This is a genomic window from Pseudonocardia sp. Ae331_Ps2 (assembly GCF_001932405.1).
In the GTDB taxonomy this organism is placed as follows: Bacteria; Actinomycetota; Actinomycetes; order Mycobacteriales; family Pseudonocardiaceae; genus Pseudonocardia.
The window spans coordinates 5,603,649-5,623,583 of the sequence record NZ_MCIM01000001.1; the positions used below are offsets into that span (position 1 = coordinate 5,603,649).

General features: G+C 74.6%; 18 protein-coding genes. 8 read left to right on the plus strand and 10 right to left on the minus strand.

The window, feature by feature from the left end; translation table 11 throughout:
- The first annotated feature begins 143 nt into the window (after positions 1 to 143).
- Positions 144 to 968 carry a hypothetical protein gene (locus tag Ae331Ps2_RS26170; RefSeq protein WP_075305857.1) on the plus strand — a complete coding sequence of 275 codons (825 nt, stop codon included), beginning with the start codon at positions 144 to 146 and terminating at the stop codon, positions 966 to 968.
- Between the two features lie 43 nt (positions 969 to 1,011).
- Here the strand turns inward: Ae331Ps2_RS26170 and pheT are convergent, their stop codons facing one another.
- The 7 genes from pheT to uvrA form a co-directional block, all read right to left on the minus strand.
- Positions 1,012 to 3,543 (minus strand): phenylalanine--tRNA ligase subunit beta, encoded by a 2,532-nt coding sequence (gene pheT / locus Ae331Ps2_RS26175; RefSeq protein ID WP_075305855.1) that lies wholly within the window; start codon positions 3,541 to 3,543, stop codon positions 1,012 to 1,014.
- Between the two features lie 38 nt (positions 3,544 to 3,581).
- Positions 3,582 to 4,637, minus strand: coding sequence for a phenylalanine--tRNA ligase subunit alpha (pheS, locus tag Ae331Ps2_RS26180; RefSeq protein WP_075305853.1), 1,056 nt, complete (start codon positions 4,635 to 4,637; stop codon positions 3,582 to 3,584).
- A gap of 37 nt (positions 4,638 to 4,674) precedes the next feature.
- Positions 4,675 to 5,556 (minus strand): RNA methyltransferase, encoded by an 882-nt coding sequence (locus Ae331Ps2_RS26185; protein ID WP_337819500.1) that lies wholly within the window; start codon positions 5,554 to 5,556, stop codon positions 4,675 to 4,677.
- A 1-nt stretch (position 5,557) separates the two neighbouring features.
- The gene (rplT, locus tag Ae331Ps2_RS26190) at positions 5,558 to 5,941 is read right to left on the minus strand and encodes a 50S ribosomal protein L20 (RefSeq protein ID WP_020623392.1); all 384 of its coding nucleotides are present in this window, start codon (positions 5,939 to 5,941) and stop codon (positions 5,558 to 5,560) included.
- 77 nt (positions 5,942 to 6,018) lie between these two features.
- Entirely contained in the window at positions 6,019 to 6,213 is a 195-nt protein-coding gene (rpmI, locus tag Ae331Ps2_RS26195; protein WP_020623393.1) for a 50S ribosomal protein L35, read from the minus strand.
- A 100-nt stretch (positions 6,214 to 6,313) separates the two neighbouring features.
- The gene (infC, locus tag Ae331Ps2_RS26200) at positions 6,314 to 6,850 is read right to left on the minus strand and encodes a translation initiation factor IF-3 (protein WP_020623394.1); all 537 of its coding nucleotides are present in this window, start codon (positions 6,848 to 6,850) and stop codon (positions 6,314 to 6,316) included.
- A gap of 321 nt (positions 6,851 to 7,171) precedes the next feature.
- Positions 7,172 to 10,186, minus strand: coding sequence for an excinuclease ABC subunit UvrA (uvrA, locus tag Ae331Ps2_RS26205; RefSeq protein WP_075311666.1), 3,015 nt, complete (start codon positions 10,184 to 10,186; stop codon positions 7,172 to 7,174).
- A 367-nt stretch (positions 10,187 to 10,553) separates the two neighbouring features.
- Between uvrA and Ae331Ps2_RS26210 the strand changes: the two genes are divergently transcribed.
- Entirely contained in the window at positions 10,554 to 11,228 is a 675-nt protein-coding gene (locus tag Ae331Ps2_RS26210) for an MBL fold metallo-hydrolase (RefSeq protein WP_060712357.1), read from the plus strand.
- Between the two features lie 9 nt (positions 11,229 to 11,237).
- On the opposite strand, the gene Ae331Ps2_RS26215 is transcribed toward Ae331Ps2_RS26210, so the two are convergent.
- Positions 11,238 to 12,074 carry an AraC family transcriptional regulator gene (locus tag Ae331Ps2_RS26215; RefSeq protein ID WP_075305849.1) on the minus strand — a complete coding sequence of 279 codons (837 nt, stop codon included), beginning with the start codon at positions 12,072 to 12,074 and terminating at the stop codon, positions 11,238 to 11,240.
- Between the two features lie 50 nt (positions 12,075 to 12,124).
- Here Ae331Ps2_RS26215 and Ae331Ps2_RS26220 point away from each other — a divergent pair, with 50 nt between their 5' ends.
- The gene (locus Ae331Ps2_RS26220) at positions 12,125 to 12,568 is read left to right on the plus strand and encodes a DUF2000 domain-containing protein (protein ID WP_083696025.1); all 444 of its coding nucleotides are present in this window, start codon (positions 12,125 to 12,127) and stop codon (positions 12,566 to 12,568) included.
- On the opposite strand, the gene Ae331Ps2_RS26225 is transcribed toward Ae331Ps2_RS26220, so the two are convergent.
- Together Ae331Ps2_RS26225 and Ae331Ps2_RS26230 are read right to left on the minus strand one after the other, a co-directional pair.
- On the minus strand, positions 12,543 to 12,842 hold the full coding sequence (locus Ae331Ps2_RS26225) for a hypothetical protein (RefSeq protein ID WP_075305847.1): 300 nt from the start codon (positions 12,840 to 12,842) through the stop codon (positions 12,543 to 12,545). The two genes, Ae331Ps2_RS26220 and Ae331Ps2_RS26225, sit on opposite strands and share 26 nt — an antisense overlap.
- A gap of 17 nt (positions 12,843 to 12,859) precedes the next feature.
- The gene (locus tag Ae331Ps2_RS26230; protein ID WP_075311662.1) at positions 12,860 to 14,233 is read right to left on the minus strand and encodes an MFS transporter; all 1,374 of its coding nucleotides are present in this window, start codon (positions 14,231 to 14,233) and stop codon (positions 12,860 to 12,862) included.
- Between the two features lie 221 nt (positions 14,234 to 14,454).
- Between Ae331Ps2_RS26230 and Ae331Ps2_RS26235 the strand changes: the two genes are divergently transcribed.
- The 5 genes from Ae331Ps2_RS26235 to Ae331Ps2_RS26255 all read left to right on the plus strand — a co-directional run bounded on the left by Ae331Ps2_RS26235 (position 14,455) and on the right by Ae331Ps2_RS26255 (position 19,471).
- On the plus strand, positions 14,455 to 15,588 hold the full coding sequence (locus Ae331Ps2_RS26235; RefSeq protein WP_075329808.1) for a hypothetical protein: 1,134 nt from the start codon (positions 14,455 to 14,457) through the stop codon (positions 15,586 to 15,588).
- A gap of 23 nt (positions 15,589 to 15,611) precedes the next feature.
- Positions 15,612 to 16,103: a ribonuclease HI gene (rnhA, locus tag Ae331Ps2_RS26240; protein ID WP_020626765.1), complete on the plus strand. Its 492-nt coding sequence runs from the start codon at positions 15,612 to 15,614 to the stop codon at positions 16,101 to 16,103.
- Positions 16,104 to 16,127: 24 nt separating this feature from the next.
- Positions 16,128 to 18,224, plus strand: coding sequence for a DPP IV N-terminal domain-containing protein (locus tag Ae331Ps2_RS26245; RefSeq protein ID WP_075329809.1), 2,097 nt, complete (start codon positions 16,128 to 16,130; stop codon positions 18,222 to 18,224).
- Positions 18,225 to 18,483: 259 nt separating this feature from the next.
- Complete coding sequence (locus tag Ae331Ps2_RS26250; protein WP_075311660.1) at positions 18,484 to 18,690, plus strand: rubredoxin; 207 nt, start codon at positions 18,484 to 18,486, stop codon at positions 18,688 to 18,690.
- A 13-nt stretch (positions 18,691 to 18,703) separates the two neighbouring features.
- Positions 18,704 to 19,471, plus strand: a complete 768-nt coding sequence (locus tag Ae331Ps2_RS26255; RefSeq protein ID WP_075305842.1) for a ribonucleotide reductase — start codon at positions 18,704 to 18,706, stop codon at positions 19,469 to 19,471.
- Positions 19,472 to 19,935 lie beyond the last annotated feature (464 nt).

Sequence of the window (19,935 nt, forward strand, 5' to 3'; positions counted from 1 at the left end):
GGGCGGGGCGGAACCGGGCCCGGCGGGCACGTCCGGCGCCTAGTTTCCCGCGGGTGCGGCGACGGGTGACACGCGGGGTGGGACCGGGCGCGGGAACGCCTGCCCGGGGACGGTCGGCGACCCCGACGGCGGCGGTCACCGCGGTGGTCACGGCGGTGCTCGCGGGGCTGCTCGGCGGGTGCGCCTCGACCGTGGCCGGGACGCCGTGGCCCACCGGACAGGGGCCGGCGCTGCCCTCGACCGCGGCGGCTCCGGTGGAGCCCACGCGGCGGCCGCCGACGTCGTTCACGGTGCCGGGGCCGCTGTCGAACGGGCCGCTCGCCGCCCCGACCACCGACGGCCGTCCGACGACGACGGTCCCGCCCGTCCCGGTTCCGCCCTCGTCCGGTCTCCCCGACGGCGGGGACGGCGGGGACGGCGGGGACGGCACGGCCCGCACGGTGCCGCCGGTGCCGGTCGGGGACGGTGCGTCCCGTGTCCCGGACGGCCGGGCCCGGCCCGCACCGGACGCGGCGCGCGCCGCTCCCACGCGGGCCGCCGCGCCGGCCGCACCGGCCCCGCTGACCTCCGACGTGGTGGCCGACGAGTGCCTGCTCGACCGTGCGACGCTGACCGGGTTGCTGGGCGGCCCACCGGTCGCGCCGGCGACGAACGCCGTGGTCACCCGCACCGACGGCACCCGCACCCGGGCCTGTTTCGCGCTCGCCGACGGCGTGACGGTGTCGGTGAACGCCTACACGACCAACCGGAGCACCCCTGCCGGCTACGTGGCCGCCGCGCGGCACGGCAGCGCGGTGACCGGGCTGCCGGCGGGGACCTCGGCGACGGTGCTCGACACCGTCGCCGGGCCGACCCTGCAGCTGGCCACCGCCCGGTACCTCGTGACGGTGGCGGTTGCGGGGCGGACCCCGTCCCGGGACCAGTGGCGGGCCGCGGCGGTGGCCGCGGCCGCGGCGGTCCCGCGCTGAGCCGGCCGGGGCCGGCGCGGCACGGACCGCTGCGGGCCCGGACTCAGCGCAGCGCGGCCCCGTGCCGGGCCGTGGCCTCGGCGACCGCCGCGTCGCGGGCGGCGTTCGCCTCCTCGCTGGTCAGCGTGCGGTCCGAGGCGCGCAGGCGCAGCGAGAACGCCAGCGAACGGCGCCCCTGTCCGACCTGGTCACCGGTGTAGACGTCGAACAGCCGCACCGACTCCAGCAGCTCCCCCGCGCCCGCGGTGAGCGCGTCGGCGAGGTCCGCCGCCGGGACCGACTCGTCGGCGACCAGCGCGACGTCCACCGCGACCGGCGGGAACGCCGACACCCGCGGCACCGGCAGGTTCTCCCGCAGCGGGATCGCGTCGAGGTCGATCTCGGCCGCGGCGGTGCGGGCCGGCAGCCCCAGCGCCTCGACGACCTTGGGGTGCAGCTCACCGGCGTACCCGACGACGGTGTCGGTCCCGGCCGCGTCGACCAGGACGAGCTCGGCGCACCGGCCGGGGTGCCACGGTGCCCGCTCGGCGCGGCGCGGCCGCAGCTCCACCCCGGCGGCGGCGCCGGTCAGCCGGGCCGCCTCGACGGCGTCGGACCAGGACGCCGGACGGCCCGGGCCCCACCAGCCGCGCGGCTCACGGTTCCCGGCGAGGACGATCCCGACGTGCACGGGCTGGTCGGGCAGCGCGGCGCGCAGGGCGGCGTACTCCTCGTCGGAGGGACGGCCGGTCACGGCCGGGTCGGGCATCGCGGGGGTGGTCTCCCCCGGCTGCACGACCTGCGCGATCGCGTACAGCGCGAGGTCCTCGGCGCCGCGGGAACGGTTGCGCACCAGCATGTCGAGCAGGCCGGGGAGCAGGGTCGTCGCGAGCCGGGACCGCTCGGCGTCGAGCGGGTTGGTGACGGCGACGGTGCGGCGGCGCTCGTCGTCGGCAGCCAGGCCCAGGTCGTCCCAGACGGCGTCGGAGACGAACGGGAACGGCAGCACCTCGACGTGGCCCGCCTCGGCGAGGGCCCGGGACACCGCGCGGCGGCGCTGCTGGGCGGCGGTCAGGCCACGCCCTGCCGGGGCGGCGGGCAGCACCGACGGGATGGCGTCGTAGCCCTCCAGCCGCAGCACCTCCTCCACCAGGTCGGCGGCCATGGTGAGGTCCGGGCGCCAGGTCGGCGGGGTCGCGACGACGACACCCTCCCCGCCGGCGCCGGTGTCCAGGGAGATCGCGCAGCCGACCTGGGTCAGGCGCCGCACGGTGGACCCGCGCGGGTACTCGACCCCGGCGACGCGGTCGGGCATCGACAGCGGCATCCGCACGCTCGCGACGGCGGGGACCCCGCCTTCGTCGGTGCGCCCGTCGGCGAGGGTGCCGCCGCCGAGCTCGACGAGCAGCTGCGCGGCACGCTCGGCCGCGACCGGCGGGAGCGCCGGGTCCACGACCCGCTCGAACCGCTTGGACGCCTCGCTGGGCAGCTTGTGCCGGCGTGCGGCGCGCGCGATCACCGGCGGCGAGAAGTGCGCGGCCTCCAGCAGGACGTCGACCCGGGCGCCGTCGGCGAGGTCCTCCGGCGCGGGGATCTCGGTGGACGCCCCGCCCATCACGCCGGCGAGCCCGATCGGGCCGGAGTCGTCGGTGATGAGCAGGTCGTCGGGGTCCAGGGCGCGGGTCTGACCGTCGAGGGTCTGCAGCTTCTCCCCCGTCGTCGCGCGGCGGACCTCGATGGCGCCGCTCAGCCGGGACGCGTCGTAGGCGTGCAGCGGCTGGCCGAGGTCGAGCATCACGTAGTTGGTGACGTCGACGACCAGCGAGATCGGGCGCATCCCGGCCGAGAGCAGCGCGCGCTGCATCCACCACGGACTGGGCGCGGCCGGGTCGACGCCGTCGACCCGCCGCGCGACGAACCGCGGGCAGGCGTCGGTGTCGGCGAGCCGGACCGGCCAGGCGTCGCCGGTGGTGTCCGGGACGGCGACCCTGGTGACCGGGTCGGTGTAGTCGGCGTCGAGCGAGGTCGCGAGCTCGCGGGCGAGGCCGCGGACGGCGAAGCAGTAGCCCCGGTCCGGGGTGACGGCGAGCTCGACGACGGGCTCGGTGAGCCCGAGGCCCTCCAGCGCGTCGTCGCCGGGCTCGGCAGTGCCGGGCGGGAGCACGAGGATGCCGCCGGTGTCGGCGCCGAGGCCGAGCTCCTTCGCCGAGGCGATCATGCCGTCGGAGACCTTGCCGTAGGTCGTGCGCTGGGCGATCGCGAAGTCGCCGGGGAGCACGGCACCCGGCTCGGTGACGACGACGAGGTCGCCGACGGCGAAGTTGCGCGCACCGCAGACGACGTACCGGTGACGTTCGGTGCCGTCGCCCTGGGTTCCGAAGCCCACCCGGCAGTACCGGATCGGCTTCTTGAACTCGGTGAGCTCCTCGATCTCCTGCACGCGGGCGACGGTCACCGGCCCGGTGATCGCGGGGGCCGGGTGGATGTCCTCGACCTCCAGCCCGACCCGGACGAAGGCGTCGCCGATCGCCTCGGGCCCGGCGGGCAGCGCCGCCGGGTCGATGTGCCGGGCGAGCCAGGACGCGGACACTCGCACTGCTCAGAACTCCTCGTGTGGAAGCGGGGTGGGCCGGGTCAGACGCCGAACGCGGTCGAGAAGCGGACGTCGCCCTCGACCATGTCCCGCATGTCCGGGATGCCGTTGCGGAACATGAGGGTCCGCTCGATGCCCATGCCGAAGGCGAACCCGGAGTACACCTCGGTGTCGACGCCGCAGGCGCGCAGGACGTTCGGGTTGACCATGCCGCAGCCGCCCCACTCGACCCAGCCGGGGCCGCCCTTCTTCTGCGGGAACCACAGGTCCACCTCGGCCGAGGGCTCGGTGAACGGGAAGTACGACGGTCGCATGCGGGTCCCGGCCTCGGGGCCGAACACCGCGCGGGCGAACGCGTCGAGCGTCCCCTTGAGGTGGGCCATGGTCAGCCCGCGGTCGACGGCGAGGCCCTCGACCTGGTGGAACACCGGGGTGTGGGTGGCGTCGAGCTCGTCGGTGCGGAAGGTCCGGCCCGGGCAGGCGACGTAGACCGGCAGCTCGCGCTCCAGCAGCGACCGGACCTGGACCGGCGAGGTGTGCGTGCGCAGCACCGTGCCCGAGTCCTGCCCGCGCTCGGGGTCACCCAGGTAGAAGGTGTCCTGCATGGTGCGGGCCGGGTGGTCCTTGCCGAAGTTGAGCGCGTCGAAGTTCAGCCAAGACGCCTCGACCTCGGGGCCCTCGGCGACCTCCCAGCCCATCCCGACGAAGATGTCGGCGATCCGCTCGGACAGCTGGGTGATGGGGTGGCGCGCGCCGCGCGGGCAACGGTCCCAGGGCAGGGTGACGTCGACGGTCTCCTCGGCCAGCACCCGGGCGTCGCGCTCGGCGAGCAGGACCTCGCGGCGCGCGTCGAACGCGGCCTGGGCCTCCACGCGGGCGGCGTTGACCCGCTTGCCGGCGTCGGCGCGCTCGGGACCGGGCAGCTGTCCCAGCGACCGGCGCGCCATCGGGATCGGGGCGCGGTCCCCGAGGTGCGCGGGCTTCACCGCGGCCAGCGCGTCGAGGTCGCCCGCCTCGTCGAACGCCGTGCGGGCGGCCTCCACCGCGGCCTTCAGTACGTCCGGGTCAAGAGGGCTCGCCGTGTCGTTCTCACTCATGGTGCCCACGATCGTAGAGGGCGGCCGCGAGCGGGTTTCAGCCGCGCGCCGGGGGCAGCTGCGGGGCGACGCCCGCACGGGCCGCGACCGTCGCGTACAGGCAGATCGCCGCGGCGGTGGCGAGGTTCAGCGACTCGGCCCGGCCGTGGATCGGGACGCGGACCCGGTGGTCGGCGGCGTCGTGCACCTCGGCCGACGGGCCGTGCGCCTCACTGCCGAGGATCCAGGCGACCGGCCCGGCGAGGGTCGGGGTGACGGCGGGGTCGTGCAGGTCGACCTCGCCGTGCCCGTCGGCGACGAGTGTGGTCAGCCCGGCCGCCCGGCACATCTCGACGACGGCGGGGGCGTCCCGGTCGCGGGCCAGCGGCAGGTGGAACACGCTGCCGGTGGAGGCCCGGACGGCCTTCCCGTTGTGCGGGTCGACGGTGTCCCCGGCGAGGAGGACCGCGTCGCAGCCGGCTGCGTCGGCGACCCGGACCACGGTGCCGACGTTGCCGGGGTCGGAGATGCCGTCGCAGACGGTGACGAAGCCGGGGACCCCGGCCAGCGCGGCGGACACCGGCACGTCGAGCAGGTCGCAGACGGCGACGAGCCCCTGCGGGGTGACCGTCTCCGACAGGGCCGCGGCGGCCTTCTCGGTCACCGGGGACACCCGGGCGCCGGAGCGCTCCGCGGCCTCGACCAGCTCGGGGTGGCGCGCGGCGGCGACGGCGGTGACGAACAGCTCGTGCACCGTGACGGCGTCGAGGGCCTCACGGACGGCCTGGGCCCCCTCGACGAGGAAACGCCCGGCCCGATCGCGCCCCGCGCGTCGCAGCAGCTTGCGTGCCGCTGCGACGCGGGGGGTGCGTTCGGTGCCGGGCGTGGAGTCCGCGGAGCGCTCACCGGCGCTGCGCGACTCGATGTCGCCCCGGGTCACCTCAGGCCGCGGAGCCCTGCTCGGTGCCGACCGGCAGGTTCTCCTTCGCCACCGCGACGAGCGCGGCGAAGGCGGCCGGGTCGCTCACGGCGATCTCGGCGAGGTTCTTGCGGTCGACCTCGACACCGGCGGCCTTGAGGCCCTGGATGAACCGGTTGTAGGTCATGTCGTTTGCGCGGGCCGCGGCGTTGATGCGGGTGATCCACAGCTGCCGGAAGTCGCCCTTGCGCGCGCGACGGTCCCGGTAGGCGTAGTTCATCGAGTGGAGCATCTGCTCCTTGGCCTTGCGGTACAGCCGCGAGCGCTGCCCGCGGTAGCCGGCGGCCGACTCGAGCGTGGTGCGGCGCTTCTTCTGGGCGTTCACGGAGCGCTTCACGCGTGCCATGGGGTATCTCCTGGGGCTTCTCCGGCACTACCGCGGTGGGGGTGCGGCGTGCCGGGGTTCGTGAAAGGGGCGGAAGGTCAGTGACCGAGCAGCTTCTTGACGCGCTTCACATCGGCCTTGGCGAGCTCGACGGTGCCCGACAGGTCACGCTTCTCCTTGCGCGACTTGACCTCGAGACGGTGCCGCAGCCCGGCCTGCTGGCGCATGAGCTTGCCGCCACCGGTGATGCGGACGCGCTTCGCGGTCCCCTTGTGCGTCTTGTTCTTCGGCATGACGTATCCGTTCGATGTCGGCCCCCGAGGTTCCGGGGGTCGGTGCGGGTACTGCGTGTCCCTCCCGTGCCCGGCGGCGGCCGGACACGGGAGTGGGACCTCACGCCTCGGCGTCTGCCGGGGCGTCGGAGCTGGCTGCGGCCGTCGTCTTGCGCGAGACCGGCTTCTTCGTCGGTGCCAGCACCATCGTCATGTTGCGGCCGTCCTGTTTCGGAGCGGCCTCGACGACGGCCATGTCACCGATGTCCTCGGCCAGGCGCTGGAGCAGGCGGTAGCCCAGCTCGGGACGCGACTGCTCGCGACCACGGAACATGATCGTGACCTTGACCTTGTTGCCGCCTTCGAGGAAGCGGATGACGTGACCGCGCTTCGTCTCGTAGTCGTGCTTGTCGATCTTCGGCCGGAGCTTCTGCTCCTTGATCACGGTGAGCTGCTGGTTGCGCCGGGACTCCCGGGCCTTCTGCGCGCTCTCGTACTTGAACTTTCCGTAGTCCATGAGCTTGCAGACCGGCGGGCGGGCCTGGCCGGCGACCTCGACGAGGTCGAGGTCGGCGTCCTGGGCCAGCTTGAGGGCGTCCTCGATGCGCACGATCCCGACCTGCTCGCCGTTCGGGCCCACGAGGCGGACCTCGGGCACGCGGATGCGGTCGTTGATGCGGGGCTCTGTGCTGATGGGGTCTCCTGAGTGACTCGCTGTGTCGCTACTACCTGCTGCGCCGGCGACGACAAGCGAAGACCCGTTGATCGGCCCGCGACAGAATTCTGCCGTGAAGCCGGACCATGGACCCGGACACCGTCACGATCACGGCACGGGTGGGAGCGGGGCTCCACTTGACGCCCGGAACACACGTGACAACGCGATCCCGGGTGGTCGCATTCCCGAGGGTAACAGGCCGCCGGTGCGCCGGGAACGCGGGGTCGGACCGGGACCTGCGCGGACCCCGGCCCGGGGCGGGGCTCAGCCCGCGCTGGCCGCCTTGGCCCGACTTCGCCGTGCGGTCGTCGACCGGCCCGCGGCCGCGGTCCCCGTGCCGCTTCCACTGCCCTTCGACGACGCGGCCCGCCGCCGGGCCGGTGTGACCGGGGTGTGGTCCGGGGTGACCAGATCACGCAGGAACCGGCCGGTGTGGCTGTCGGGGTGCGCCGCGATCTGCTCCGGTGTCCCCTGCGCCACCACGGTGCCACCGCCCGAGCCGCCCTCCGGGCCCATGTCGATGACCCAGTCCGAGGTCTTGATGACGTCGAGGTTGTGCTCGATCACGATCACCGTGTTGCCCTTGTCCGCCAGCCCCTGGATGACGGCGAGGAGCTTGCGGATGTCCTCGAAGTGCAGGCCGGTGGTCGGCTCGTCGAGGATGTAGACGGTGCGGCCGTTGCTGCGCTTCTGCAGCTCGCTGGCGAGCTTGACCCGCTGGGCCTCACCGCCGGACAGCGTCGGCGCGGGCTGCCCGAGCCGGACGTAGCCGAGGCCGACGTCGACCAGGGTCCGCAGGTAGCGGGCGATCGAGGTGATCGGCTCGAAGAACTCGGCGGCCTCCTCGATCGGCATGTCCAGGACGTCGGCGACGGTCTTGCCCTTGTAGTGGACCTCCAGGGTCTCCCGGTTGTACCGGGCCCCCTTGCAGACCTCGCACGGCACGTAGACGTCCGGCAGGAAGTTCATCTCGATCTTGATCGTGCCGTCGCCGGTGCACGCCTCGCAGCGGCCACCCTTGACGTTGAAGGAGAAGCGGCCCTCGGCGTAGCCGCGGACCTTCGCCTCGGTGGTCGCGGCGAACAGCTTGCGGACCTTGTCCCACACGCCGGTGTAGGTCGCCGGGTTGGACCGCGGGGTCCGCCCGATCGGCGACTGGTCGACCCGGACGAGCTTGTCGAGCTCGTCGACGCCGTTGATCCGGGTGTGCCTGCCGGGGACCTGGCGGGCGCCGTTGAGCCGGTTCGCCAGCACCGTGGCGAGGATGTCGTTGATCAGCGTCGACTTGCCGGACCCGGAGACCCCGGTGATCGACACCAGGCCACCGAGCGGGATGTCGACGTCGATGCCGCGCAGGTTGTGCTCCCGCGCGCCGACGATGGTCAGCCTGCGGTCGTGGTCGAGCACCCGGCGCTCGGGCAGCGGGATCGACTTGCGCCCGGACAGGTAGGCGCCGGTCAGCGAGGTGTCGTGCGACTCCAGGTCGGCGATGGTGCCCGAGTGCACGACGCGGCCGCCGTGCTCGCCGGCGCCGGGGCCGATGTCCACCGCCCAGTCCGAGGCGCGGATGGTGTCCTCGTCGTGCTCGACGACGATCAGCGTGTTCCCCAGCTCCTTGAGCCGGGTCAACGTGTCGATCAGCCGCCGGTTGTCGCGCTGGTGCAGCCCGATCGACGGCTCGTCGAGCACGTAGAGGACCCCGACCAGGCCGGATCCGATCTGGGTGGCCAGCCGGATCCGCTGCGCCTCGCCACCGGACAGCGTGCCCGCGGCACGGTCCAGCGACAGGTAGTCCAGCCCGACGTCGAGCAGGAAGCCCAGCCGGGCCTGCACCTCCTTGAGCACCGCACCGGCGATCATCGCCTGCCGGTCGTCGAGCACCATGCCGTTCAGGAACTGTGAGCACTCAGCCACCGACATGTTCGACACCTGCGCGATCGACCGCTCCCCCAGGTCGCGGTGCGGCAGGGTCACCGACAGCACCTCGGGACGCAGCCGGGCGCCGTTGCACGCCGGGCAGGGGATGTCGCGCATGTAGCCCTCGTAGCGCTCCCGCTGCGACTCGGACTCGGTCTGCTCCAGGCGACGCTCGAGGAACGGCATCACGCCCTCGAAGTTGGCGTAGTACGAGCGCTCGCGGCCGTAGCGGTTGCGGTAGCGCACGTGGACCTGGTCGTCGCTGCCGTGCAGGACCGCCTTCTGCGCGGCGGCGGGGAGCTTGCGCCAGGGGGTGTCCATCCGGAACCCGACCGCGGTGGCCAGGCCGGACAGCAGCCGGCCGAAGTAGTCCGCGTTGTGTCCGGACGACCAGGGCGCGATGGCGCCGTCGCCGAGGGACAGGTCCGGGTCGGGGACGACCAGCTCCGGGTCGACCTCCTTCTTGATGCCGATGCCGGAGCAGGCCGGGCAGGCGCCGTAGGGCGAGTTGAAGGAGAAGGTGCGAGGCTCGAGGTCGTCGACGGCGAGGGTGTGCCCGTTCGGGCAGGCCATCTTCTCGGAGAAGCGGCGCTCGCGCTGCGGGTCGTCGTCGGGCAGGTCCACGAAGTCCAGCACGACCAGGCCGTCGGCCAGCCGCAGCGCGGTCTCCACCGAGTCGGTGAGCCGCTGCTTGGCCGTCGCCTTCACCGAGAGCCGGTCGACGACGACGGCGATGTCGTGCTTCTCCTGCTTCTTCAGCTTCGGCGGGTCCGACAGCGGGTGGACCGTGCCGTCGACGAGGACGCGGGAGTAGCCCTGGGCCTGCAGGTTCCCGAACAGGTCGACGAACTCGCCCTTACGGGTCCGCACGACCGGCGCGAGCACCTGGAAGCGGCTGCCCTGCTCCATCTCCAGCACCTGGTCGACGATCTGCTGCGGGGTCTGCTTCTCGATCCGCTCGCCGCAGGTCGGGCAGTGCGGGATGCCGGCGCGCGCGTAGAGCAGCCGCAGGTAGTCGTGGATCTCGGTGATCGTGCCGACCGTCGAGCGCGGGTTGCGGTTGGTCGACTTCTGGTCGATCGAGACCGCCGGGGACAGGCCCTCGATGAAGTCCACGTCGGGCTTGTCCATCTGCCCGAGGAACTGGCGCGCGTACGCCGAGAGGGACTCGACGTAGCGCCGCTGCCCCTCGGCGAAGATCGTGTCGAACGCGAGGCTGGACTTGCCGGACCCGGACAGCCCGGTGAAGACGATCATGCTGTCGCGGGGCAGGTCGATGTCGATGCCCTGCAGGTTGTGCTCGCGCGCACCGCGCACGACCAGCTTCGGCCCCTCCGGGACCGGCGACGCGCCCGGGGACAGGGCGGTGCCGGCGTCGCGGCGGTCGGTGCTGTGGTCGCTCACGTTGCGCGCCTCCTGGGGTGGCGGTGCCGTCCGGGTCGGACCCGGTTGTGACGCCCGCGGGCTGACGGACATTCCCGGACCGGGCACCCGTGGCCGGTGAGGTTCGTCCCCTCGTCCGCCGTCGATGCTAGGTGCGACCCCCGACAGGAACCCGGTGAGCGGGGCCCGGCGGTGGTCCGGCGCGGTGGATGCACCTCGGTACGCGCCGGTCGGTCCACCGCGCACGGTACTCGCACGCCTGTTCGATCCGTCAGCGGCCCCGTGCGTGCGACCGGCGGGTTCTCCCCACCGCGGGATGTCGGGACGGGCCGCTACCCTCCCGCTCGTGGACGTCCTGGAGAACTACACCGGTCACACCGAGCCGGGCGGCGCGGCCATCCGCCGCGACCTGGAGCGGCTGAGCATCAGCAAGATCTCGGTCGGCGAGATGGACAACAACGCCTACCTGCTCGTGTGCAAGCAGAGCAACGAGGCGCTGCTGATCGACGCGGCGGCCGAGCCGACCCGCATCGCCGACCTCATCGGCGCCGCGGACGAGCGCCCGGACCTGCGCCACCTGGTCACCACCCACCGCCACGCCGACCACTGGCAGGCGCTGGGCGCGATCGCGGGCATGTTCGAGCCGCGGCTGATCGCCCACCCGCTGGACGCGCCGGAGCTCCCCGCCCCGATGGACGAGTTCGTCGAGCACGGCGACACGATCGCCTTCGGTGAGATCGAGCTGGAGGTCATCCACCTGCGCGGGCACACGCCGGGCTCGGTGGCGCTGCTCTACCGCGGGGAGGACCGGCCGCACCTGTTCACCGGGGACAGCCTGTTCCCGGGTGGGCCGGGCAAGACCTGGTCGGCGGAGGACAACGCGCAGCTGATCAGTGACCTCGAGGAGCGGGTGTTCGACCGGCTCGACGACGACACCTGGTTCTACCCGGGCCACGGTGACGACTCGACGCTCGGGGCGGAGCGGCCGAGCATCCCCGAGTGGCGGTCACGGGGCTGGTGACCCTCGGCGTCACGCCGGGCCGCTGCGGGCGTAGCGGCCGGGCGTGACACCGACCAGCCGCACGAACCGGCGGTGCAGGTGGGCCTGGTCGTGGAACCCCACCGCCGCGGCGGCCGCGGCCGGCGGCGTCCCGTCCAGCAGCAGCGACCGCGCCCGCTCGACGCGGCGGGCGTCGAGGTAGCGGTGCGGCGGGAGCCCGAAGCGGCGCGAGAAGGTGCGGACCAGGTGGCCGGGGTGGGCGTGCAACAGGCGCCCGGCCTCGGCGAGGGTCACACCGTCGACGAGCCGGGAGTCGAGCAGGTCCCGCAGCCGGCCGGCCAGGTCCGTCGGCGGCGCCGGGCCGGGCCCGGCGGTCGGGTCCAGGTGCCGGGCGAGACGTTCGGCGACGAGTGCGAGGCGGCTCTCGGCGTGCAGCTCCTCCCCCGGCACCGCCAGCGCGCGGTGCAGCTCGTCGAGCCTGCGGCGCAGGAGGGGGTCGGCCACCCCCGGCCGGTCGACCGCGGGGCCGACCAGCCCGTCCGTCCCGGACGCCCCCGGGTCGAGGGCGGCGGGGTCGAGGTAGAGGACCCGCTTGCGGAAACCGGAGCCGCCCGCCGCGCGTCCGTCGTGCGCGACCAGCGGCGGCAGCAGCGTCATCGGGGCCTCCTCGGTCCCGTGCGGTCGCCGGTCCAGGTCGTAGCGCACGGCGCCGTCGTCGACGATCAGGACCGTCCACGTGGAGTGCGCGTGCAGCGGGTACCGGTGCCGGACGAAGCGCGCGTGCAGCACCTCCGTGATGCCCGGCACGCGCTGCGGCCGCCAGGCGGTGACGGCCTCGCCCGCCGCCCGCGAACCGGTTCCGGACATGTGCGGAACGTACAAGAGTGCAGGGGTCCTGCCGCCCGAGGATCGACGGCGTGACCGACACCGCCCTGCTCCCCATCTCCTCCGATCGCCCCGCCACCAAGATCGCCGTCGTGCTGCGTGACGACCTGCTCGGCTGGCAGGTCGCGAACGTGACCGCCTTCCTCGCCGCCGGTGTCGCCGCCGGTGTCCCCGAGCTGATCGGCGAGCCCTACGCCGACGCCGACGGCACCGCCTACCTGCCGACCCTCGGTCTGCCGGTGCTCGTGCGCGCCGGGGACGCGACGACGCTCGCGGCCTGCCGGGCCCGGGCGGTCGGCCGCGGACTGCCGGTGGCGGTGTTCACCTCCGCGATGTTCGGCACCGGCAACGACCACGACAACCGTGCCGTGGTCGCGGTGGCCCGGGCCGAGGAGCTCGACCTGGTCGGGCTGGCGCTGCACGGGCCGCGCAACGCCGTCGACAAGATCCTCAAGGGGACGACGACCCATCCGTGACGGCCGGTGCGGCCAGCCCGGCGTCGTCGAACAGCTCCCGCCAGCGCGCCGCCGGGAGCCGGTCCAGCGGCCGGTCGGCCGACGCCCACGCCGCGGCGACGACCTCGGGCAGCAGGTCCGCGCCGACCAGCCCGGCGTCGGTGAGCTCGGCGAGCAGCTGCGGCACGCGGTGCCCGCCCACCCGGGCGACGGCGGCGTCCCAGTCGGCGCGGGTGAGCGGGCGGTCGCGGTCGAGCAGCGCGTTGACGGTGATCTCGTACAGGGCCTGGCTCACGCCGCCAGGATGCCCCCTCAGCCCAGTTCCTCCAGCGCGAGCCCGGTGGAGCGCGGACCGAGCAGGCCGACATCGAGACAGAGCAGCACGATGAGCCCCGCGGCGCCACCGAACACCGCGACCGGCCCGGCCGTGGCCAGCAGCGGGACGGCGACGAACGGGAGGAACGCCGACGTCGCACGGGACAGCGAGTAGGCGATCCCGCCCGCGGTGGAGCGGATCGTCGTCGGGAAGATCTCGGCCTGGTAGATGTGGAACGCGTTGGAGAACACGTTGCTCACCGCGGTCAGCGCGAACCCGGAGCCGACGATCACCAGCGGTGTCGACCCGGCCGCGAACACGATGCCGAGCACTCCGATCGCCAGCGCCGAGGCGATGATCAGCCACTTCCGCTCGAACCGTTCGACCAGCGGGACCGAGGCGAGCGAGCCCAGCGGGTACCCGGCGAAGCTCAGCGCGGCGTAGCCGAGGGACTCGGTGACGTCGAAGCCCTTGGCCACCAGGACCAGCGGCGCGAGCGTGCCGAAACCGTAGTAGGCGACGGTCTGGAGCACCTGGAAGATCAGGAGCATCACCGTGCGGGTGCGGTAGACCCCGCTGAAGGCGATCCGCAGCACCGCGACGGTCGAGCCGGCCCGCGGCCCCCCCGAGTCGGCCGTGGACACCTCCCCCTCGACCGGGGCGCCGGCCCGCCGGGCCACGTCCGCCGCGACGGCGGCGGCCTCCTCGCGCCGCCCGTGGGCGACCAGCCAGCGCGGGGACTCAGGCAGCACGCGGCGCAGCACCAGTACGAAGAACGCGCCCAGGCCCCCGGCGACGAGCAGCCAGCGCCAGCCGTCGACGCCCGCGATCGACTGCGCCGCGACGAGCCGGCCGCCGAGCAGCGCGGCCACCGGCACCCCGAGGAAGCCGACGGTGTACGCCCACGCCGTCCAGCGGCCGCGTACCCGCCGGGGCAGGAACTCGGCCAGGTAGGTGTCGACGAGCACCAGCTCGGCGCCCAGCCCGAGGCCCGCGAGGAAGCGCAGGACGAGGAAGGTCTCCAGGTTCGGCGAGAACGCCGCCGCCACGGAGAACAGCGAGTAGGTGAGCAGGTTCAGCAGGAACACGGTGCGCCTGCCGAACCGGTCGGCCGCGATCGACAGCAGGACCGCGCCGACGAACATCCCGAGGAAGCCCGACGACACCACCGCCGCCTTGCCGGCCGAGCCGAGTGCCCACTCGCGGGCCAGGATCGGGGCCAGCACGCCACCGAGGAACACCTCGTACAGGTCGAAGAACGACCCGATCCCCACCAGGACGACGAGCCGTCGGTGCCATCCCGACAGCGGCAGCGACTCCAGCACCGCCGCGGGTCCGCTCGTGGCCGCCCCGGGCCGGGCCTCCGTCATCGCTGCCCCCTCACCGTCGTTGGCCTTGCTCACCATTGCACATTGCAACGCCGTCGTGCGGTGACCGGTACAGGACGGGCGGCGTCCGGCAGGACCGCCGGGAGCGGCACGACCCACGGTGGCGGTGCACGGACGGTCACCGAGACGGGGCGACCGGCCGCCGTGACTGCCCCGAACGGCCGCTGTCCGGGGATGGTCGGCCCGCTTAGCGTCCCGGACCGATGAGCGCTCCCCACGCCGACGACCGCACCCCCGCGCGCCCGGACGGCCGCCGCAACGGGCATCCGACGACGCTGCTGACCGGCGCCGCGCCCGCCGACGGCCTCCCGGCCCCCGGTACCGCCGCACCCACGACCGGGCCGGTCACACCCGGTCCCGTCCCCGCCCCGCGCGCCGGGGGCTGGACCGGGACGCAGCGGGAACCCGCGCCGGAGCCCACCGAGCTGACCGGACCGGTCGACGCCCGGAACCGGCCGGGCCCGCGGACCCCGCCGCTGCCCTGGCCCGCCGTCCCGGCCGAGCAGCGGCCGGTGGGCGGGGTCCCGGCGCAGCGGACCGGGCCGGCCGTGGGCGCGCAGGCTCCGTGGACCACAGGTCCGGTTCCGGGGCCCGGCCGCGCCCCGTTCCCGACCGCGCCCTGGGCGGTGCCGGTCCAGGGCGGCCCGGTCCAGAGCGGGCCGGTCCAGGCCGGGTCGCGCGCCGCCGCGCCCGTGCCGGTCGTGTACCCGCCCGGCCACGCCGCGTCCGGGACCCCGGCCGGACGGTGGGACGCCCTGCGCGACCGGCTGTCCGCGGCCCGGCTGCCCGACGGCGGGCTGCGCGACGCCGTCGGGCACCGGACCGCGGCGATCGCCGTGGCCGCGACGCTCGTGCTGGCCGCGGCGGTGGTCGTCGCCGCCTACGTCGGCTCCGGGCGCACCGGCGACCCCGGCGCGCCGCAGGGCGCCGGCTCGGGTCCCGCACCGGTGGCGGCCCCGACGGAGCTGGTCGCGGGCACCACCGCGGCCGACCCGGCCGCGTTCGGGTCGCCGGCGTCGTTCACCTCCCCGACCGGCAACATCTCCTGCCGGATCACCGGCGGCGCCGGGGACGGCGCCGTCCGCTGCGACGTCACCGCCCGCACCTGGTCGGCGGGTGACTGTCCGGACGCCGCGCTGGTCACCGGCGGACCGGCGGGCGCCCGCACCGAGTGCGGAGGGGCACCCGTCACGTCCGGCGCGGCGGTGCTCGACTACGGCACCCACCTCACCCAGGGCGACGTCACCTGCGTCAGCTCGCGGACCGGCGTCGAGTGCCGCGACGCCCGCACCGGCGCCGGGTTCGCCGCGGCCCGGGCGGCGTACCGGCTCTACTGACCCGCCCGCTACCGTCACCGACCGTGAGCGCCGCCGACCCGCCCGTTGTCGTCGAGATCTTCACCGACGGTGCCTGTGTCCCGAACCCGGGGCCGGGCGGGTGGGGCGCGGTGCTGCGGTACGGCAGCCACGAGCGTGATCTGTACGGCGGCGAGCCGGAGCGCACGACGAACAACCGGATGGAGCTCACCGCCCCGATCCGCGCGCTGGACGCGCTGACCCGGCGCAGCGTCGTCCACCTGCACACCGACAGCACCTACGTGCGCAACGGCATCACCCAGTGGCTGCCGCGCTGGCAGGCCCGCGGCTGGCGGACCGCGGCCGGCGAGCCGGTCAAGAACGACGACCTGTGGCGCGAGCTCGACGCCGCCGTCCGCCGGCACGACGTCACCTGGTTCTGGGTGAAGGGCCACGCGGGGCACCCGGAGAACGAGCGTGCCGACCGGCTCGCCGCCCGCGGCTGCGAGGAGGCGGGCGGGCGCGTGTCCGGGAAGCGGCCGTCCCGCACGCGGTGACGCCGGGGAGATAGCGTCGGCTCCGTGGCCGACTCGTTCCCCCGCCTGCACGCCCGCACCCGCCGCTTCACCCTCGGGGTCCCCCGCGGGTTCACCGTCGCCCGGGACGGGTCGCGGGCGGTGTTCCTGCGCAGCCGGTCCGGCACCGACCCGGTCACCTGCCTGTGGTCGGTCGACGCCGCGACCGGTGCCGAGCGGCTGCTCGTGGACCCGGCGTCGGTGCCCGGGCTGCCGGGCGAGGAGGACCTGCCCGCCGCCGAGCGGGCCCGCCGCGAGCGGGTCCGGGAGCAGGCGGGCGGCGTCGTCGGGTACACCACCGACGCCGCGGTCACCCGGGCCGTGTTCGCGCTGTCCGGGCGGCCGTTCACCGTCGCCCTGACCGGGGAGCCGGACGTGCGGCCACTCGACGTCGGCGGGATCGAGGCCGTGGTGGACCCGCGGATCGACCCGAACGGCGCCCGGGTCGCCTTCGTCGCCGACCGCGCCCTGCACCTGCACGACCTCACGACCGGCACGACGACCGCCCTGCTCACCCCCGACGGCGACGACGTCTCCTGGGGTCTGCCCGACTTCGCCGCGGCCGAGGAGATGGACCGCCACCGCGGGTTCTGGTGGTCCCCCGACGGCGACGCGCTGCTCGTCGCCCGGGTGGACGAGTCCCCGGTCGCCCGCTGGCACATCGCCGACCCGGCGCACCCCGACCGCGTCCCGACCACGGTCCGCTACCCCGCCGCCGGCACCCCGAACGCCCGCGTGGGGCTGGTCGTCGTCGCGCTGGACGGCACCCGCACCACCGTGACCTGGGACGACGAGACCTACGAGTACCTCGCCACAGCGGACTGGGACACCCACGGGCCGCTGCTGTCGGTCCAGCCGCGCGACCAGCGGGAGGTCCGCACCCTGGCCGTGGACCCCGCGACCGGTCGGACCACGACGCTGCACTCCCAGACCGACCCGGTGTGGGTGGAGAACGTTCCGGGTGTCCCGGCGCGCACCGCGTCCGGGGCGCTGGTGCGGGCCGAGGACTCCGGCGGGGCGCGTCGGCTCGTCGTCGGCGACACGTACCTGACCGGCCCGGAGCTGCAGGTGCGTGGGGTCGTCGGCATCGACGGCGAGACCGTCCTGTTCCGGGCCTCGACGGAGCCGACCTCGGTGGCCGTCTACTCGGTGACCCCGGGGTCCGAGCCGGTCGCGGTGACGCCGACGACCGGGGTGCACACCGTCGCCGCGGCGGGGGGCACCACCGTCCGCGTCTCCCAGGACCTCGCGACGGCGCCGCACGCGGTGCTCGTCACCGCCGGCGGGGCGGAGCACCCGGTCGCCGGGCACGCCGTCGACCCCGGGTTCGACCCGGCCCCGGTGCTGCACTCCTTCGGTGAGCGGGAGCTGCGCACCGCGGTGTTCCTGCCGTCGGGCCACGTGCCGGGCACTCCGCTGCCGGTGCTGCTCGACCCCTACGGCGGCCCGCACTCCCAGCGGGTGCTGCAGGCCCGCAACGCGCACCTGACCAGCCGTTGGTTCGCCGAGCAGGGCTTCGCCGTGCTGGTCACCGACGGTCGTGGCTCCCCCGGGCGCGGCCCGGAGTTCGAGCGCGCGATCCACGGCGACCTGGCGGGCCCGGTGCTGGAGGACCAGGTCGCGGCGTTGCACGCCGCCGCGGCGGCCTATCCCGACCTCGACCTGGGCCGGGTCGGGATCCGCGGCTGGTCGTTCGGCGGGTACCTGTCCGCGCTCGCGGTGCTGCGGCGTCCCGACGTCTTCCACGCCGGCATCGCCGGGGCCCCGGTCACCGACTGGACGCTCTACGACACCCATTACACCGAGCGCTACCTCGGGATGCCGGGCGGCGAGCCGTACACCCGCTCGTCGATCATCGACGACGCCGCGACGCCGCCGACCCCGGAGCGGCCGCACCGTCCGCTGATGGTCGTGCACGGTCTCGCCGACGACAACGTCGTCGCCGCGCACACCCTGCGGCTGTCCTCGGCGCTGCTCGCGGCCGGGCGTGCCCACCAGGTGCTGCCGCTGTCCGGGGTCACCCACATGACGCCGCAGGAGGTCGTCGCCGAGAACCTGCTGCTCCTGCAGGTCGGGTTCCTCCGGGACGCGCTCGGCGCCTGAGCGCGAACACGTGTTTCACCGATTCCGACGATCACCGGCGCCGGCCGGACCTGATCTCCGGGCACCGCGTCGTCGCAGCTGAGAGCGCCGTGCGTCCGGCCACGACCGGATGCGCGGCCGTCGCCGGTCCCCACGGGAGGGCTCCGGGCCCGCTTGCGACCCCGCTCACACTGTGGCTCCCTGGGCCTCGGGGATCACCTCCGCCGGGCCCGGTCACGGGCGGCCGGCGGGCGTGGGCGACGACGCCGTGGGGAGCAGCATGACGATGTCCGGCCGGGCCACGCGGTCCCTGTGGATCTGCGAGCCGTGCGGCTTCGTCTACGACCCGGAGGAGGGCGACCCGGACGGCGGCGTCGAGCCGGGCACCCCCTTCGAGGACATCCCCGACGACTGGATGTGCCCGATCTGCGGCGCCGCCAAGTCGGACTTCCGCCCGTTGGAGCCGGGAGAACAGTTCCCGGGGTGAGGACACCGAGACCATGGTCATGATCGCCGGATACGACCACTTCGTCCAGCTGGCCGAGTCGCTGCAGTGGGACGAGACCGACCTCGACCTGGGCCCGGACCGCGACGCCTGGACCCGGCTCGCGCCGGACGAGGCGGCGACCGTGCGCGGGCTGGTCGCCGGGTTCGCCGTCGCCGAGGCCTCGGTGGCCGGGCAGCTCGGCTCGTACCAGGCCGCGGCGCTCGACGACACCATGCAGGCCGCGTTCCGCGCCCAGGCCCGTGACGAGGCGTGGCACGCCCGGTTCTTCGACCTGGTCGCCGCGCAGGTGCTGGGGGTCCCCGGCGGCACCCCGGCCGACCGGCTGGACGTGCTGCGACGCGAGGTGAGCTCGGAGCTCGTCGACCTGTTCGAGCACCGGCTGCCGTCGACCGCCCGCCGGCTCGCCGACGACCACACCGGGCTGACCGGGGCGGTCGGGCTCTACCACATGGTCATCGAGGGCGTGGTGCTGCTGGCCGGCCAGCACGCGATGCTCCAGGCCCTGGACCGGCTGTTCGTCCCGCTGCCGGGCGTGCGCCGCGGGACCGAGCTGGTCCTGCGCGACGAGCGCTGGCACATCGGCTTCGGCTCGCGGGTCGTGCAGAGCGCCGAGCTGGGCGGTGAGGAGGCCGACGCGCTGCTCGAGCAGGGCGAGACCGCGGCGAAGGTCTGGGGCGGGCTCATCACACCCGACGCGATCGCGCTCGCGGTGAAGCAGCACCGCCGCCGCCTCAAGGCGGCGGGCATCAAGTTCTGGTGACACCCCCTTTCGAGAAACACGTGTTTCATTCCTCCGGGCCCGCGGCCCGACCTGCGCGGAATGGACGCGGACGGTTCCGCGGGCGAGGCGAGCAGGTGTCCACACCGGAGCCCGCGGCGCCGCCCGGGATGCGACGTCGCACGTCACGACGGGGACGGACACCTCGCCCCCGCCAAGGTGCGGGCACTGCACCGATGTCACCGACCTCTGGCGACGCGATTCCCGGAGCCGCCGCCCGCGATTTACCACCGTTTCCGAAAACCCCCTCGAACGACACGGACGAATACTCCGGACGTCCCCGGAGAATCGCCGACGAGTCGACGATATGACACCACGCAGGCGGATCTGACCTGCTGGAAGATCGTCCGCGCCGAGCACCGGCCGTTGCGGGAGATCGTTTCGCACATCGACCCGAGCATTCATGATCGTCGGCGCGGAATCGGGTGCGCGCGCGGGGTTGACGC